The organism is Pseudomonas ficuserectae, from assembly GCF_024584585.1.
Classification (GTDB): domain Bacteria; phylum Pseudomonadota; class Gammaproteobacteria; order Pseudomonadales; family Pseudomonadaceae; genus Aquipseudomonas; species Aquipseudomonas amygdali.
The window spans coordinates 783619-799215 of sequence record NZ_CP085684.1; the positions used below are offsets into that span (position 1 = coordinate 783619).

General features: G+C 57.8%; 15 protein-coding genes. 13 read left to right on the forward strand and 2 right to left on the reverse strand.

What is annotated here, in order from left to right; translation table 11 throughout:
- Window positions 1-82: 82 nt before the first annotated feature.
- Complete coding sequence (gene rpsT, locus LJU29_RS03535) at window positions 83-361, reverse strand: 30S ribosomal protein S20 (RefSeq protein WP_003344603.1); 279 nt, start codon at window positions 359-361, stop codon at window positions 83-85.
- A gap of 250 nt (window positions 362-611) precedes the next feature.
- Between rpsT and murJ the strand changes: the two genes are divergently transcribed.
- The 6 genes from murJ (at window position 612) to ispH (ending at window position 8024) form a co-directional block, all read left to right on the forward strand.
- Window positions 612-2150 (forward strand): murein biosynthesis integral membrane protein MurJ, encoded by a 1539-nt coding sequence (gene murJ, locus LJU29_RS03540; RefSeq protein WP_005758509.1) that lies wholly within the window; start codon window positions 612-614, stop codon window positions 2148-2150.
- A gap of 122 nt (window positions 2151-2272) precedes the next feature.
- Window positions 2273-3199 carry a bifunctional riboflavin kinase/FAD synthetase gene (gene ribF / locus LJU29_RS03545; RefSeq protein WP_257111655.1) on the forward strand — a complete coding sequence of 309 codons (927 nt, stop codon included), beginning with the start codon at window positions 2273-2275 and terminating at the stop codon, window positions 3197-3199.
- Window positions 3200-3219: 20 nt separating this feature from the next.
- Window positions 3220-6051 (forward strand): isoleucine--tRNA ligase, encoded by a 2832-nt coding sequence (gene ileS, locus LJU29_RS03550; protein WP_257111656.1) that lies wholly within the window; start codon window positions 3220-3222, stop codon window positions 6049-6051.
- Window positions 6044-6550 carry a signal peptidase II gene (gene lspA, locus LJU29_RS03555; RefSeq protein ID WP_004667306.1) on the forward strand — a complete coding sequence of 169 codons (507 nt, stop codon included), beginning with the start codon at window positions 6044-6046 and terminating at the stop codon, window positions 6548-6550. The genes ileS and lspA overlap by 8 nt, the downstream gene beginning before the upstream one ends.
- Window positions 6543-7019, forward strand: coding sequence for an FKBP-type peptidyl-prolyl cis-trans isomerase (locus LJU29_RS03560; protein ID WP_002551981.1), 477 nt, complete (start codon window positions 6543-6545; stop codon window positions 7017-7019). Before lspA ends, LJU29_RS03560 begins: the two co-directional genes overlap by 8 nt.
- A gap of 57 nt (window positions 7020-7076) precedes the next feature.
- Entirely contained in the window at window positions 7077-8024 is a 948-nt protein-coding gene (gene ispH, locus LJU29_RS03565; RefSeq protein WP_004659634.1) for a 4-hydroxy-3-methylbut-2-enyl diphosphate reductase, read from the forward strand.
- A 6-nt stretch (window positions 8025-8030) separates the two neighbouring features.
- Here the strand turns inward: ispH and LJU29_RS03570 are convergent, their stop codons facing one another.
- Window positions 8031-8531 carry a GspH/FimT family pseudopilin gene (locus LJU29_RS03570; RefSeq protein WP_057423381.1) on the reverse strand — a complete coding sequence of 167 codons (501 nt, stop codon included), beginning with the start codon at window positions 8529-8531 and terminating at the stop codon, window positions 8031-8033.
- Between the two features lie 131 nt (window positions 8532-8662).
- Between LJU29_RS03570 and LJU29_RS03575 the strand changes: the two genes are divergently transcribed.
- The 7 genes from LJU29_RS03575 to thiO are packed head-to-tail and all read left to right on the forward strand — an operon-like array spanning window position 8663 to window position 15597.
- Window positions 8663-9136: a GspH/FimT family pseudopilin gene (locus LJU29_RS03575; RefSeq protein ID WP_057423380.1), complete on the forward strand. Its 474-nt coding sequence runs from the start codon at window positions 8663-8665 to the stop codon at window positions 9134-9136.
- Window positions 9136-9651, forward strand: a complete 516-nt coding sequence (gene pilV / locus LJU29_RS03580; RefSeq protein WP_005758493.1) for a type IV pilus modification protein PilV — start codon at window positions 9136-9138, stop codon at window positions 9649-9651. The genes LJU29_RS03575 and pilV overlap by 1 nt, the downstream gene beginning before the upstream one ends.
- Entirely contained in the window at window positions 9648-10355 is a 708-nt protein-coding gene (locus LJU29_RS03585; RefSeq protein WP_054994862.1) for a PilW family protein, read from the forward strand. The genes pilV and LJU29_RS03585 overlap by 4 nt, the downstream gene beginning before the upstream one ends.
- An 11-nt stretch (window positions 10356-10366) precedes the next feature.
- Complete coding sequence (locus LJU29_RS03590) at window positions 10367-10861, forward strand: pilus assembly PilX family protein (protein ID WP_054994861.1); 495 nt, start codon at window positions 10367-10369, stop codon at window positions 10859-10861.
- Window positions 10848-14045: a pilus assembly protein gene (locus tag LJU29_RS03595; protein WP_054994860.1), complete on the forward strand. Its 3198-nt coding sequence runs from the start codon at window positions 10848-10850 to the stop codon at window positions 14043-14045. The genes LJU29_RS03590 and LJU29_RS03595 overlap by 14 nt, the downstream gene beginning before the upstream one ends.
- An 11-nt stretch (window positions 14046-14056) precedes the next feature.
- Complete coding sequence (locus tag LJU29_RS03600; protein WP_057423379.1) at window positions 14057-14458, forward strand: type IV pilin protein; 402 nt, start codon at window positions 14057-14059, stop codon at window positions 14456-14458.
- Between the two features lie 26 nt (window positions 14459-14484).
- Window positions 14485-15597, forward strand: a complete 1113-nt coding sequence (gene thiO / locus LJU29_RS03605) for a glycine oxidase ThiO (protein WP_005758483.1) — start codon at window positions 14485-14487, stop codon at window positions 15595-15597.

Sequence of the window (15597 nt, forward strand, 5' to 3'; positions counted from 1 at the left end):
TCACAAGTTCCGTTGCACCGGCTACTTTCCAGCAGGCAATAAAAAACCGACCCTGAGGTCGGTTTTTTAACAAGCGGGTCGCTTAGGCTGCAGCAGCAAGGCTCAGAGCCTTGATGTGACCGTTCAGACGACCTTTATGGCGAGCAGCCTTGTTCTTGTGGATGATGCCTTTATCGGCCATACGGTCGATAACAGGAACAGCCAGAACATAAGCGGCTTGCGCTTTTTCTGCGTCTTTTGCGTCGATGGCTTTAACTACATTCTTGATGTAGGTACGAACCATGGAACGCAGGCTGGCGTTGTGGCTGCGACGCTTCTCAGCCTGTTTTGCACGTTTTTTGGCGGAAGGTGTGTTGGCCACCGTCGAGCTCCTCGAAAGACTTTGTGAAATAGCAAACAAAATAGGCCGCGAATCATGCCGATGAGTTGAAGTCTTGTCAAGGGCAGTTAAGGTGTTCCGCTGAGTGGTTGCTACATTTGACCGGAGGATTTATTTCCGGCCTGTGACCTGTAAACTCGCGGCCTTTGCTTCGGGCGTTTTTGCGGCGCGAAGTATCGCATAAATGGCGGGCTTAATCGCCCATCCTTTGCCAAGGCGCACAACTCTTTCAATGAATCTACTCAAGTCACTCGCCGCCGTAAGCTCTATCACCATGGTTTCCCGGGTTCTGGGCTTTGTTCGCGACACCATCATCGCGCGCACTTTCGGAGCCGGAATGGCCACCGATGCGTTCTTCATCGCCTTCAAACTGCCCAACCTGCTGCGCCGGATTTTCGCAGAGGGCGCTTTTTCCCAGGCGTTCGTGCCTATCCTGGCGGAATACAAGAGCCAGCAAGGGGAGGAGGCGACCCGCACCTTTGTCGCTTACGTTACCGGGTTGCTGACCCTGGCACTGGCGCTGGTAACGCTGCTCGGGGTGGTCTTTGCACCTTGGGTGATATGGGCCACCGCGCCCGGCTTTGTCGACACCCCGGAGAAGTTTGCGCTGACCTCGGACCTACTGCGGGTGACCTTTCCTTATATATTGCTGATCTCCCTGTCATCGATGGCCGGGGCGATCCTCAATACCTGGAACCGTTTCTCGGTGCCTGCGTTCGTGCCGACGCTGCTCAATGTCAGCATGATTTTCTTCGCGCTGTTTCTGACCCCGTACTTCGATCCCCCGGTCATGGCGCTGGGCTGGGCGGTGCTGGTCGGCGGCCTGCTACAGCTGCTCTACCAGCTGCCACACCTGAAAAAGATCGGCATGCTGGTGCTGCCGCGCCTGAATCTGCGTGATACCGGCGTCTGGCGCGTAATGAAACAGATGCTGCCCGCCATCCTTGGCGTTTCTGTCAGTCAGATTTCTCTGATCATCAATACGATATTTGCCTCGTTCCTTGTCGCCGGTTCGGTGTCATGGATGTACTACGCCGACCGTCTGATGGAATTACCCTCCGGCGTACTGGGTGTTGCGCTGGGTACGATCCTGCTGCCGATCCTGTCGAAAACCTACGCGCAGCGCGATCGTCAGGAATATTCGCGGATTCTCGACTGGGGGCTGCGACTGTGTTTCGTGCTGGTCCTGCCTTGCACATTGGCGCTGGGGTTGCTCGCCGAGCCGTTGACCGTTTCGTTGTTCCAGTATGGTAGATTCGATGCGCTTGATTCAGCCATGACCCAGCGTGCTCTGGTTGCCTATTCAGTCGGGTTGCTGGGGATCATCCTGATCAAGGTGCTGGCTCCCGGCTTTTATGCCCAACAAAATATCCGCACCCCGGTGAAAATCGCGATCTTCACCCTCATAGTGACTCAGTTGCTCAACCTGGCCTTCATCGTGCCCTTGCAACATGCCGGTCTGGCGCTGGCCATTAGTGTGGGGGCGTGTATCAACGCCGGGTTGCTGTTCTGGCAGTTGCGCAAACAGGATCTGTTTCAGCCGCAACCTGGCTGGACGGTGTTTCTGTTTAAGCTGGTGGTGGCTGTTGCGGTGATGTCGGCTGTGCTGCTCGGGCTCATGCACGTCATGCCGGCGTGGGACGAAGGTCATATGCTGGAGCGCTTTCTGCGTCTGGGTGCGCTGGTTGCGGCGGGTGTCGTGACTTACTTCGCCATGCTTCTGTTGCTGGGCTTTCGCCTAAGGGATTTCGCCCGCAAGGCCATTATGTAGGCCCGGTTTGATCGTTGTTTTCTGGGGCCACGCCAAGAACCTTCATCCGGTCTTGGTGTGTTGCCTGTCGCCCACGGCCGTGTGTGGTTATAATCGGCCACTTTATGAGCAAGAAGTGCGTTATGCAGCTGGTTAGAGGCCTTCACAACCTGCGCCCCGAACATCGGGGCTGCGTCGCCACGATTGGCAATTTCGACGGCGTTCACCGCGGCCACCAGGCTATCCTGGCGCGTCTGCGCGAGCGTGCCGTCGAATTGGGTGTGCCCAGCTGTGTGGTGATTTTCGAGCCGCAGCCGCGTGAGTTCTTCGCTCCCGAGACCGCTCCGGCACGTCTGGCCCGACTGCGTGACAAAATCGAGCTGCTAAGTGCCGAAGGCGTTGACCGGGTACTTTGCCTGTCCTTCAATCAGCGACTGTGCAAGCTGAGTGCCGCGAGTTTCGTCGAAACCGTGCTGATCGACGGCCTCGGCGTTCAACACCTAGAAGTAGGCGACGATTTTCGCTTCGGTTTTGACCGGGTCGGCGATTTTGACTTCCTGCAACAGGCCGGCACGACGTACGGATTTACTGTAGAAGCGGCGCAGACCGTTGAAATAGATGGCATCCGGGTCAGCAGTACCAAGGTACGCAAGGCCTTGGCTGCGTCGGATTTTGCCCTGGCCGAACGCATGCTTGGTCGTCCGTTCCAGATCACTGGACGGGTATTGCATGGTCAGAAGCTGGCGCGTCAATTGGGTACGCCCACCGCCAATGTGCAACTCAAGCGTCGTCGTGTGCCGTTGAGCGGGGTTTACCTGGTCAGCACCGAAATCGATGGCAAAACCTGGCCGGGGGTCGCCAACATCGGTGTGCGTCCGACGGTAGCGGGTGATGGCAGTGCCCACCTTGAAGTGCACCTTCTGGATTTTGCCGGCGATCTTTACGACCGGCGTTTGACGGTGGCTTTCCACCACAAGCTGCGTGATGAGCAGCGTTTCGCCTCACTGGAGGCGCTCAAGACGGCGATCAATGCGGACGTCGCCGCCGCCCGTGCCCATTGGCATGGCTAACCGCTAAACAAGAGCCTGAAATGACTGACTATAAAGCCACGCTAAACCTTCCGGACACCGCCTTCCCTATGAAGGCCGGCCTGCCCCAGCGCGAGCCGCAAACTCTGCAGCGCTGGGACAGCATTGGCCTGTACCAGAAGCTGCGCGAGATTGGCAAGGATCGTCCCAAGTTCGTCCTGCACGACGGTCCTCCGTACGCCAACGGCAATATTCACATCGGTCATGCGGTCAACAAGATTCTCAAGGACATGATCCTGCGTTCCAAGACCCTGGCGGGCTTCGATGCCCCGTACGTGCCGGGTTGGGACTGTCACGGTCTGCCGATCGAGCACAAGGTTGAAGTGACCCACGGCAAGAACCTCTCCGCAGACCGTACGCGTGAGCTGTGCCGCGCCTATGCGTCCGAGCAGATCGAAGGCCAGAAGTCAGAATTCATCCGCCTGGGTGTGCTGGGCGACTGGAGCAATCCATACCTGACCATGAACTTCGCCAACGAAGCCGGGGAAATCCGCGCGCTGGCCGAGATGGTCAAGGGCGGGTTCGTCTTCAAGGGCCTCAAGCCGGTCAACTGGTGTTTCGATTGCGGCTCGGCACTGGCTGAAGCCGAAGTCGAGTATCAGGACAAGAAGTCCTCGACCATCGACGTCGCGTTCCCGATCGCCGATGAGGCAAAACTTGCGGCGGCGTTCGGCTTGCCCGCGCTGGGCAAGCCTGCCTCCATCGTGATCTGGACCACCACACCGTGGACGATCCCTGCCAACCAGGCGCTGAACGTTCATCCCGAGTTCGAATACGCGCTGGTCGATGTCGGCGACAAACTGCTGGTACTGGCCGCCGAACTGGTCGAAAGCTGTCTGGCCCGTTACAAGCTGGAAGGCACGGTCATCGCGACCACCACCGGTCAGGCGCTGGAACTGATCAACTTCCGCCACCCGTTCTACGACCGCCTGTCGCCAGTCTATCTGGCTGACTATGTCGAGCTGGGTGCCGGCACCGGTATCGTTCACTCCTCGCCTGCCTATGGCGTAGACGACTTCAATATCTGCAAGCAGTACGGCCTGAGCAACGACGACATCATCAGCCCGGTGCAGAGCAACGGCGTGTATGTCGAATCGCTGGAGTTCTTCGGTGGCCAGTTCATCTTCAAGGCCAACCAGAACATCATCGACAAGCTGGTCGAAGTCGGCAGCCTGATGGACACCGAAACCATCAGCCACAGCTACATGCACTGCTGGCGCCACAAATCGCCATTGATCTACCGCGCCACCGCGCAGTGGTTCGTGGGCATGGACAAACAGCCAGAAAGCGGCGAGACCCTGCGCAAGCGTGCGGTCAAGGCCATCGAAGACACTGAGTTCGTTCCGGCGTGGGGCCAGGCGCGTCTTCATTCAATGATCGCCAACCGTCCTGACTGGTGCATCTCGCGTCAGCGCAACTGGGGCGTACCGATTCCGTTCTTCCTGCACAAGGAAAGCGGCGACCTGCACCCACGCACCGTCGAGCTGATGGAAGAAGTGGCGCAGCGTGTCGAGAAAGAGGGCATCGAAGCCTGGTTCAAGCTGGACGCCAGCGAGCTGCTGGGTGACGAGGCTGCCAAGTACGACAAGATCTCCCACACCCTGGACGTCTGGTTCGACTCGGGCACCACGCACTGGCACGTATTGCGCGGTTCGCATCCGATGGGCCATGAAAGCGGTCCACGTGCCGATCTGTACCTGGAAGGTTCCGACCAGCACCGTGGCTGGTTCCACTCGTCGCTGCTGACCGGTTGCATGCTGGACGATCACGCACCGTATCGCGAGCTGCTGACCCACGGCTTTGTGGTCGACGAGAACGGCCGCAAGATGTCCAAGTCGCTGAACAACGTAGTGGCACCGCAGAAGGTCAACGACTCGCTGGGTGCGGACATCATGCGCCTGTGGGTATCGGCGACTGACTATTCGGGCGAAATGGCGGTTTCCGACCAGATCCTGCAGCGTAGCGCCGATGCTTACCGTCGTATCCGCAACACTGCGCGCTTCCTGCTCTCCAACCTGTCGGGCTTCAATCCGGCAACCGACATCCTGCCGGCCGAAGAAATGCTCGCGCTGGACCGTTGGGCCGTGGATCGCACGCTGCTGCTGCAACGCGAACTGCAAGAGCATTACGGCGAATACCGCTTCTGGAACGTGTACTCGAAGATCCACAACTTCTGCGTGCAGGAGCTGGGTGGGTTCTATCTGGACATCATCAAGGATCGTCAGTACACCACGGCTGCCGACAGCACCGCGCGTCGTTCCTGCCAGACCGCACTGTTCCACATCTCCGAAGCGCTGGTACGCTGGATCGCGCCGATCCTGGCGTTCACCGCCGACGAGCTGTGGCAGTTCCTGCCGGGCGAGCGCAACGAATCGGTGATGCTCAACACCTGGTATGAAGGCCTGACTGAAATGCCTGCCGACTTCGAAATGGACCGCGCCTACTGGGAACGGATCATGGCGGTGAAGACGTCGGTCAACAAGGAAATGGAAAACCTGCGCGCGGCCAAGGCCATTGGCGGCAACCTGCAGGCCGAAGTGACCCTGTACGCTGAAGATTCGCTGGTCGCCGATCTGTCGAAGCTGAGCAACGAACTACGCTTCGTGCTGATCACTTCGACTGCCAGCGTTGCTCCATTGGTGTCTGCTCCGGCTGATGCGGTGGTTACCGAGGTCGCGGGCCTGAAACTCAAAGTGCTCAAGTCCAGCCACGCCAAGTGTGCCCGTTGCTGGCACCATCGCGAGGATGTGGGGGTAAACCCTGAGCATCCGGAAATCTGCGGCCGTTGCGTAGACAACATCAGCGGTGCAGGCGAGGTCCGTCACTATGCCTGACACCTCGTTTGGCCGTCTGGCCTGGCTGTGGTTGAGCGTGCTGGTTCTGGTCATTGACCAGGCCAGCAAGTACTACTTCGAGAACGCCTTGAGCCTGTACCAACAGATCATTGTGATTCCGGACTTCTTCAGCTGGACCCTGGCCTATAACACCGGTGCTGCCTTCAGTTTTCTGGCAGACGGTGCCGGCTGGCAGCGCTGGTTGTTTGCCCTGATCGCCATTGTGGTCAGTGCCGTGCTGGTCGTCTGGCTCAAGCGTCTGGGGCGCGACGATACATGGTTGGCTGTTGCACTGGCGTTGGTACTTGGCGGCGCACTGGGCAACCTATACGACCGTATTGTGCTGGGCCATGTGATCGACTTCATTCTGGTCCATTGGCAGAACCGCTGGTACTTCCCGGCGTTCAATGTCGCTGACAGCGCGATCACTGTCGGCGCAATCATGCTGGCGCTGGATATGTTCAAGAGCAAGAAAACCGGAGAAACCGTCAATGACTGAGCAGTCTTCGACTCAAGGCTCGTCTGGCGAGCTGCGCATCGGTCAGAATACGCAGGTCACCTTGCACTTCGCCCTGCGTCTGGAAAACGGCGATACCGTCGACAGCACCTTCGAAAAGGCCCCGGCCACGTTCAAAGTTGGTGACGGCAACCTGTTGCCCGGTTTCGAAATGGCGATTTTCGGCTTCAAGGCGGGCGATCGTAAGACCGTGGAAATTCCGCCGGAAAACGCCTTTGGTCAGCCCAACCCACAAAACGTGCAGATCATGCCACGCTCGCAGTTTGTGGGAATGGAACTGTCCGAAGGGTTGCTGGTGATCTTCAACGACGCCGCCAACACCGAATTGCCCGGCGTGGTGAAGGCTTTCGATGATGATCAGGTCACCATCGACTTCAATCACCCGCTGGCAGGCAAGACACTGAGCTTTGAAGTGGAAATCTTCGAAGTGAAGGCGATTCTGGCTTCCTGACCTTCGCCATCAAGCCCGGCCCAGGCCGGGCTGCCCGTACCAACCATGAGGCACAGCATGCAAATCAAACTCGCCAACCCCCGCGGCTTTTGTGCCGGAGTGGACCGCGCGATCGAAATCGTCAATCGCGCTCTGGAAGTGTTTGGTCCGCCGATTTATGTGCGCCATGAAGTCGTTCACAACAAATTTGTCGTCGAAGACCTGCGCTCTCGTGGTGCGATCTTCGTCGAAGAGCTGGACCAGGTGCCGGATGACGTCATTGTCATCTTCAGCGCCCACGGTGTTTCCCAGGCGGTGCGTACCGAAGCAGCTGGCCGTGGCCTGAAAGTATTCGATGCCACCTGTCCGCTCGTGACCAAGGTGCATATCGAGGTCGCCCGTTACAGCCGTGACGGCCGCGAGTGCATCCTGATCGGCCACGCCGGTCACCCGGAAGTCGAAGGCACCATGGGCCAGTACGACGCCAGCAATGGCGGCGCGATCTATCTGGTCGAAGACGAAGAGGACGTCGCCAGCCTGCAGGTGCGCAACCCTGATTCCCTGGCGTTCGTGACCCAGACCACCTTGTCGATGGATGACACCAGCCGGGTGATCGACGCGTTGCGCAAGCGCTTCCCGGCCATTGGCGGGCCGCGCAAGGACGACATCTGCTACGCCACGCAAAACCGTCAGGACGCGGTCAAGCAACTGGCCGACGAGTGTGACGTGGTGTTGGTAGTGGGCAGTCCGAACAGCTCCAATTCCAACCGCCTGCGCGAGCTGGCCGAGCGCATGGCGACTCCGGCGTACCTCATCGACGGTGCCGAGGACATGCAACAAGGCTGGTTCGAAGGCGTCGAGCGTATTGGCATCACCGCGGGTGCGTCGGCTCCGGAAGTTCTGGTGCGTGGTGTGATCCAGCAATTGCAGGCCTGGGGCGCCACCGGTGCGGATGAACTCGCCGGTCGCGAGGAGAACATCACGTTCTCCATGCCCAAGGAATTGCGCGTCAAGTCGCTGCTCTGAAGCTGCCTAGCCGCACAACGCAACATCACGCTTCGTGTCCTCTATCCTGACCCGTCCAGTCGGCGCAACTATCACGCGATAGCTGCTGACCGGCTGGCCGTTGAGGCACACATGCAACGTGCCGTTGGTTCTGTTACGCAAGTTGCCCAGGCCGTTGAAACTCAGTCGCTCCGTCACTTTTTGGTTGCCGACCACGCGGGTCATTCCGCCATTGGCGCGCTCTACAAGCAGCGTATCGTTTTCGTCGGGGCCTTTGCCGTCCAGGTCGAGTATGATCCGCCAGCCGTTGCTCCAGTCACCTTCAATGGCATGAATCGTCACAATCTGATTGCGCGTTATAGCGGCGACTCTTGCTGAACGGATACCGCTGGCCAGCTCCTGAGCGGCGGCGAGCCCGCGACTGGATTCGATCAGTTGCTTGAAAGAAGGTGTTGCGACGTTGGCCAGAATGCCGATCAGTGCAACGACGATCAATAATTCGATCAGTGTGAACCCTGCATGCCTCATATGCTTTCCTCCCTGGAAACCGCGGTTTCAGAACCTTGCGGGCGTTCGTCGTCACAAAACAACCGTACGTCCCGCTATGGATTTTCCTGCGGCATTGCTGCCTTATAGTCGTAACGTCTAGGAGACACTCAATGCGTCATATAGCCAAGGGATTCAGCCTCATCGAATTGTTAGTCACTGTGTCCCTGGTGGGCATCCTTGCGGCTATCGCTATCCCGAGTTTCACCAGTTCCATTCAGAGCAACAAGGCCGACACCGAGCTCAGCGATTTGCAGCGGGCGCTCAACTATGCGCGACTTGAGGCGATAAACCGGGGAGTGACGGTGCGTATTGCACCGACCAGCGGGACGGCGTGGACTGGCGAATTGCAGGTTTATCTGGTTTCCGATACTCAGGCGACGCCCACTGCGCTCCGGAAAGTGGCGGCCATGAGCAGCGGCGCCACACTGGTGGCCGATAACAATGCCACGGCAATTGATTTCAACAACCTGGGAGCGCTCATTGCCCCGGCTGCGGCGGTGACCATGACCTACACCCGAGGCACTATTAGCAAGACCATAAAGGTCTGTCTGACCGGTCGGATCACCTTGGGCGGAGGCTGCTGATGGCCTGTGAAGCACGATATCGTCAGACTGGCATGACCCTGATCGAGGTGCTGGTTTCGGTACTGATCCTGGCGATTGGCCTGCTGGGGGCCGCCGCTATCCAGCTTAATGCCCTCAAATACACCGACAGCTCGACCATGAGAAGCCAGGCCAGCTTCATTGCCTATGACATGATGGATCGTATTCGCGCCAATGTTGATGGCAATGCCAGTGCCAATGGCTCGACCAACGTACTGGCGACCTATTCCCTGGCGAATCTGGCAGCGGCGCCAGTTGCCAATTTGAACAAAGCCCGGGATCAGGATCTGTATGACTTCAGTAACAACATAACCACGTTCGCAGGCGCGAGCGGCACGGGCAGCATAGACGTCAGCAATGCCCCCGCTGTCACTATCACCATTGGCTGGAGCGACGCGCGTGCGACGGGGGCTAGCGATAACGCCATTAGCAACACAGCGGCAACGGTAGCCGGGCAAGTGTTTGTTTTGACCTCTCGTGTGGGGGTCAATCCATGAGGAAGCGTTCCGAAGGCTTTGGGCTGATCGAGATCATGGTGGCGCTGGTGCTTGGGCTGGTGGTCAGTCTGGGCATCATCCAGATATTCTCGGCCTCAAGAGGCACTTATCAGAGCCAGAACGCCGCCGCACGCATGCAGGAAGATGCGCGCTTCATACTGAGCAAGCTGATTCAGGAAATCAGGATGTCCGGGATGTACGGCTGCCTGGATTATAAAAACGTCACGCCTGTTTCTCCGGCAATCGCGTGGCCTACTGCACTTACCACTCCGATTCTATGGGATAACGCGAGCAAAACGCTGACGCTGGTGACTGCGGACGTGGGGACGGCTGGCAGTACTCCGACCTGGACAATCATTTCCGACTGCCAGACAACGACTCAGCTTTATTCCGGCGCAAGAACACCCGGTACCGGGCAAACGGCGTTTCCAATTCGCCAGTGGATTTACGCCTTCAGCGGCACCGACCTGACGATCAGGCCCGGGAACTCGACTACGCCGCAGCCGCTGTTGCAAAACGTCGCTGACTTTTCCGTTTCCTTTGGCATGGCAGGTAATCCGATGTCCTACACCTCGGTTATCACCGCGGCCAATGCGCCTGACATACGCAGCGTGCGTATCAGCCTGACAATGCAGGACGGCCAGAACGGCATCGTCAAGAATCAGCAATACAACGTCGTTGCTTACCTGCGTAATCGCTTTTGAACGGGCCCGGCATGAACAGAACCCTGTGTTTCAAGTTGCAAAACACTTTTCCTGCCAGGCAGCGCGGTATGGTGCTGCTGGTCAGTCTGGTGTTTCTGCTGCTGCTGACACTGCTGGGTATTTCTTCCATGCAGAACGCAACGTTGCAGGAGAAAATGTCGGGTAGCGTAACGCTGCGCAATCAGACCTTTCAAAGGTCCGAAGCTGCGCTAAGGCTGGGTGAGTCTTCGATCAAAGTGGCCGGGTACACGCTGGCCAAGTGTACAAACTGCGCCCCACCCGCTGAATCAGCCACGCTGACCGCTGCGGGAGTGGGGGCGTCCGGGGTGAGCTGGCTGGCAGCAGCAGGTGGTGGTTTTTACGGTGTACAGAATCTGGGGACCACGGCGACACCTATCAGACGTCCTCCCACCTGTACCGGTACGGTAACGTTGTACCGTGTGACATCAGTCGCTATTCAAGGCACGTCGCGTACTGTGCTGGAGAGTATTTATGCCAATTGCTGAGAAACTACGTCGCAGCCTGAAGTATCTCGGCGGTGCGCTTTTGGCTTTTTATGCCCTTACGCCCGTGTATGCGTTCACGCCAGCCCAGGTCCCGCTGTTAAGTGCATCTGCTGTGCCGCCCAATGTGATGCTGATGGTCGATAACTCCGGGAGTATGTACAACATCATCTGGGCCGCCGGGTTTGATCCGACGGTGACTAATCGTCCGTCGATTATTTATGCGCAGCCAGGGTCATGCGGTCTTTTTAACTGCAGAGGCGTCTCCATTCAGGGCGACGATACGCTTTCGCTGGACTCTGCCGGGCCCTACACGTGCAGAAGCGATTACACCTACGTTGCGCGTGACAACGTGGGTTACTGCCTGAAGTTGCCCGATCCGGCCAGCAACGAAAGCACCACTCGCTACACTGCAGATTACCTCTCTTATCTGATTGACCTGACGCGGGCCGCCAACACCAACACCAAAGACTTCACCGCCAATAACATCATTCCCAACGACTACCGCATCAATGTCGCGCGTAACGTTTCATTGAAGCTGGTCGAAAATAACAAATCCCTGAGAATCGGCCTGGCTGGATTTAACCCGCCCTCGGGCTCGGACCCAGGCGCCGGCGGAAAAATTTCCAGGGAAGTCCTGGACCTTTCTCCCGTTCCAGCCACGACTTACAACAACGGGGGGGTCAACCAGGACCAGGCGACCAAGAACCTTGAGGCCCTCAACGCAGCGATCAAGGCTCTCAGGGGGGACTCCAATACGCCTCTGGCTGAAACCTATTATGAAATAACCCGCTACTTTCGAGGCATGAAGCCTTATTACGGCTACAGCGGTGCGCCGAGCACTTACACCAGTCCGATACAGTATCGCTGTCAAAAAAACTTCGGTGTGGTCATAACTGACGGTCTGCCGACCTACGACCGTACATTTCCAACCGACGATCCTGAGGATGTCCTCAATACGTCCCGTTCATTGCCCAATTGGGATTTGAACGCAGCGAACGATGGGGCCAACCTCAATGGCGACGGCGAAGGGGATACGCTATATCTGGATGATATCGCCAAGTTTGCCTACGACATTGACATGCGAAGGGGCACCAGCACGCCTGCCACCGATCTGACCAAAAGAAGTTGGGATAACGATGGGTTCGCCCAACAGAACATGATTACCTACACCATTGGTTTCACCGCCGCCAACCAGATGCTGATAGACGCTGCTGACAATAATCATGGGCACGGCAAGTATTTCCAGACCAATGACAGTTCCGGTTTGAACAACGCCTTGAACCTCACACTGAGCGATATCTACGCCAAGGCCGGTTCAGGCGGTGGTGGCGTGGCAAACTCGTCCACCCTTCAGGCGGGCAGCCGCTTTTATCAGACGCTTTATGATCCGACGGACTGGCATGGCACGATCAAGGCCTACAATCTGGACGCTACGACAGGAGCGCTGAGCGCCCCAATCTGGACCACCGACACCACGATCACTAGCAGCACCCAGGCGCCTATTTTCGAGTCATGGAGCACAGCGGCGACGCCGACGAAAATCACTCTGGATTTTCTGAATTTCACGCAGGCTCAGCGTGATGCTTTCACGGCAACATTGCCGACCGGAGTGACCGGCGCGGAAGTTATTGCCTGGGCCAAGGGCACGGCCAATGCCAAGCTTCGTACCCGTACCATGCTCCTGGGCGATATCGTCAATTCATCACTGGGCGCAGGGCTGCCGACAGAGAAAACGGCTTCTGACCTGCTCGGAGACACCACGTACACCACTTACCTGTCTGGCAAGTCCAGCAACATGAGTTCCAGCCTGCTTGCCAACGCCAACGATGGCTTCTTCAATGTGATTGACGCCAACTCCGGTGCGCGTAAATACGCGTATATGCCGTCTACCTCCCTGAGTTCGTTGGCGACCATTTCGTCCTCTTCCTACGGTTCCGGCGTTCACCGTTTTACAGTGGATGGTCAGATTGCAGTCTTCGACACGCAGGCGTCCGCAGGGAGTGTATGGCGCACGGTGGCTTATTCCGGACTGGGGGCTGGCGGCAAGGCTTTTTTTGCGATCAAGCTCTTCGAAGGATCGGCAGACAGCATCGGGGCATTGTGGGAGGTCAAGGCTCCGGACACTTCCGACACCAATAACAAGTTCAACAATCTTGGATACACCTACTCCAGGCCTGATGTAGCACGTATGGCCGACGGCACGGGGATCGTTGTTGTTGGCAACGGTTATGGCAGCTTTACCGGCAGGGCGTCTCTGTTTGTACTGAACGCCAACACCGGACAGTTCATTGCCGAAATCCCTACTCCAGTCATTGGCAGTGAAACGGATAACGGGCTGTCTTCGGTGAAACTTCGGGTCAATTCGCAGAACGTCGTTCAAGCGGCTTACGCTGGCGATCTCAAAGGCCGCCTATGGAAGTTCGACATGAGCGGGGCCGCAGCTTCCAGCTGGAAAGTCGCGTTCAATGGCTCACCGCTGTTCACTGCGCCTCAAGGGGCCAGTCAGTCGATTACCGTTCAGCCGTTGTTGCTGGACCATCCCCTCAACGGCAAGATTGTGTATTTCGGCACCGGTAAATTCAGCGAAACCACGGACAAACAAACCAGCGCGTTGCAAGATTTCTATGCCATCTGGGATGGCGATAATGGATCAGGCAACATCGTTGAGGCCAATCTGCAGCCCCAGGCCATCAATGGGACGGTGGTCGGAAGTGGCAATACGTATTACACCACGACTTCCAATGATGTGGATTGGGGCACCAAGAAAGGCTGGTACCTGCCGTTGGCAACCACGGCTCCTTATGTCGGCGAACGGATTATCTATCCGGCACAAACCTCACGCGGTCGTATCATCTTCACCACGGCGGCAGTCAACTCTACCGATCCCTGCGAAAGTACCGGGACCGGGCGCCTGTTCGAGCTGAATGCCGCGACCGGCAGCATGCTTAATTACCAGGTACTGGATACCAACAACGATGGCGATATCAACTCTTCCGATTTGATCGTTAGTGGTCTCGGTATCGGGACCGGCATCCCGGTAGTTGCTTCTATCGTTGCCGGTACAAATGGTACCAACGACAATAAATACGTGATTGACTCCAGCGGCGGCACGCCCAACAAGATCCTTGAAAAAGGCGGCAGCGCCAACGTCTTCCAACGCATCATGTGGCGACAAATCCAATAGGGAAACGAATCATGCGAGCGACATCCAGGGGCTTTACGTTGATCGAACTCATGATCGTCGTGGCGATTGTCGGTATTCTGGCGGCCATCGCGTATCCCGGCTACACCGAATACGTGAAGCGTACCCAGCGGTCGGCGATTGCCAGCCTGCTGTCCGAGCAGACCCAGGCGCTGGAGCGCTTCTATTCACAAAAGGGAACTTATGCTGATTACAAGGGTGTGTTTGCCAGCAATGCGTACTACAAGATTAATTCGGTCCTCAACGCCACCGACTTCACGCTGACAGCAGCCCCAACCCCGGGCACGCTGATGGCCGGTGACAAATGCGGCAGTTTCGTGATCACCAACACCGGTGCGCGCAGCAACACTGGCGCTACCTCGGGCGTGACCACCAAAGAATGCTGGGGCCGCTAAAACCGTTTCCTTGTCACGAGACCAAGATGTCCAAGCAAAAAGTAGTCATCGTAGGCGGTGGCGTCATAGGTCTGCTGACCGCCTTCAATCTCGCCTCCGAGCAGGTCAGCGTCGTTTTGCTTGATCGTTCGGGCGTTGGTCAGGAGTCTTCCTGGGCGGGCGGCGGGATTGTTTCGCCGCTTTACCCGTGGCGCTACAGCCCGGCAGTCACCGCGCTGGCGCACTGGTCGCAGGACTTCTACCCGCACCTCGCCGAGCGTTTGCTCGCACAGACCGGTATCGATCCCGAGGTTCACAAGACAGGCCTGTACTGGCTCGACCTTGACGACGAACAGGCCGCGCTTGAATGGGCGGTGCGCGAGAAACGCTCGTTGACCAGTGTCGATATCTCGGCGGTGAATGATGCCGTACCGGTTCTGGGGGAGGGCTATTCGCGGGCCATCTACATGGCCGATGTGGCCAACGTGCGCAACCCCCGGCTGGTCAAGTCGCTCAAGGCTGCCTTGCTGGCGATGCCCAATGTCGAGATTCGCGAGCAGTGCGAAGTCAGCGGTTTTGTGCGCAAGGGTAGCAGGGTTTCGGGCGTGAGCACGCCTTCGGGCGATGTAACCGGGGATCGGGTGATTCTGGCGGCGGGGGCGTGGAGTGGTGAACTGCTCAAGACCCTTGGTCTGGACCTGCCGGTCGAGCCGGTGAAAGGCCAGATGATTCTTTACAAGTGTGCGTCGGACTTTCTATCGAGCATGGTGCTGGCCAAAGGGCGCTACGCGATCCCGCGCCGTGACGGCCACATACTCATCGGTAGCACCCTGGAGCATGAAGGTTTCGACAAGACCACCACGCATGCCGCGCTGGAAAGCCTCAAAGCGTCGGCCATCGAATTGCTTCCGGAACTGGCCAACGCTGAGCCTGTCGCCCAATGGGCAGGCCTGCGTCCCGGCTCGCCCGAGGGCATTCCGTTCATCGGGCCCTTGGCCGGGTTTGATGGCCTGTGGCTCAACTGCGGTCATTACCGCAACGGTCTGGTGCTGGCCCCGGCTTCCTGCCAGTTGATCACTGACCTGCTGCTGAACCGCGAGCCCATTATTGATCCAGCGCCTTATACACCTTCAGGGCGTCTGCATTTTTCGACTGACTGA

Bases quoted from the DNA above. Each gene is read 5' to 3' on its own strand.
- murJ (WP_005758509.1), top strand. From the start codon at position 612: ATGAATCTACTCAAGTCACTCGCCGCCGTAAGCTCTATCACCATGGTT.
- ribF (WP_257111655.1), top strand. From the start codon at position 2,273: ATGCAGCTGGTTAGAGGCCTTCACAACCTGCGCCCCGAACATCGGGGC.
- ileS (WP_257111656.1), top strand. From the start codon at position 3,220: ATGACTGACTATAAAGCCACGCTAAACCTTCCGGACACCGCCTTCCCT.
- lspA (WP_004667306.1), top strand. From the start codon at position 6,044: ATGCCTGACACCTCGTTTGGCCGTCTGGCCTGGCTGTGGTTGAGCGTG.
- LJU29_RS03560 (WP_002551981.1), top strand. From the start codon at position 6,543: ATGACTGAGCAGTCTTCGACTCAAGGCTCGTCTGGCGAGCTGCGCATC.
- ispH (WP_004659634.1), top strand. From the start codon at position 7,077: ATGCAAATCAAACTCGCCAACCCCCGCGGCTTTTGTGCCGGAGTGGAC.
- LJU29_RS03570 (WP_057423381.1), bottom strand. From the start codon at position 8,531: ATGAGGCATGCAGGGTTCACACTGATCGAATTATTGATCGTCGTTGCA.
- LJU29_RS03575 (WP_057423380.1), top strand. From the start codon at position 8,663: ATGCGTCATATAGCCAAGGGATTCAGCCTCATCGAATTGTTAGTCACT.
- pilV (WP_005758493.1), top strand. From the start codon at position 9,136: ATGGCCTGTGAAGCACGATATCGTCAGACTGGCATGACCCTGATCGAG.
- LJU29_RS03585 (WP_054994862.1), top strand. From the start codon at position 9,648: ATGAGGAAGCGTTCCGAAGGCTTTGGGCTGATCGAGATCATGGTGGCG.
- LJU29_RS03590 (WP_054994861.1), top strand. From the start codon at position 10,367: ATGAACAGAACCCTGTGTTTCAAGTTGCAAAACACTTTTCCTGCCAGG.
- LJU29_RS03595 (WP_054994860.1), top strand. From the start codon at position 10,848: ATGCCAATTGCTGAGAAACTACGTCGCAGCCTGAAGTATCTCGGCGGT.
- LJU29_RS03600 (WP_057423379.1), top strand. From the start codon at position 14,057: ATGCGAGCGACATCCAGGGGCTTTACGTTGATCGAACTCATGATCGTC.
- thiO (WP_005758483.1), top strand. From the start codon at position 14,485: ATGTCCAAGCAAAAAGTAGTCATCGTAGGCGGTGGCGTCATAGGTCTG.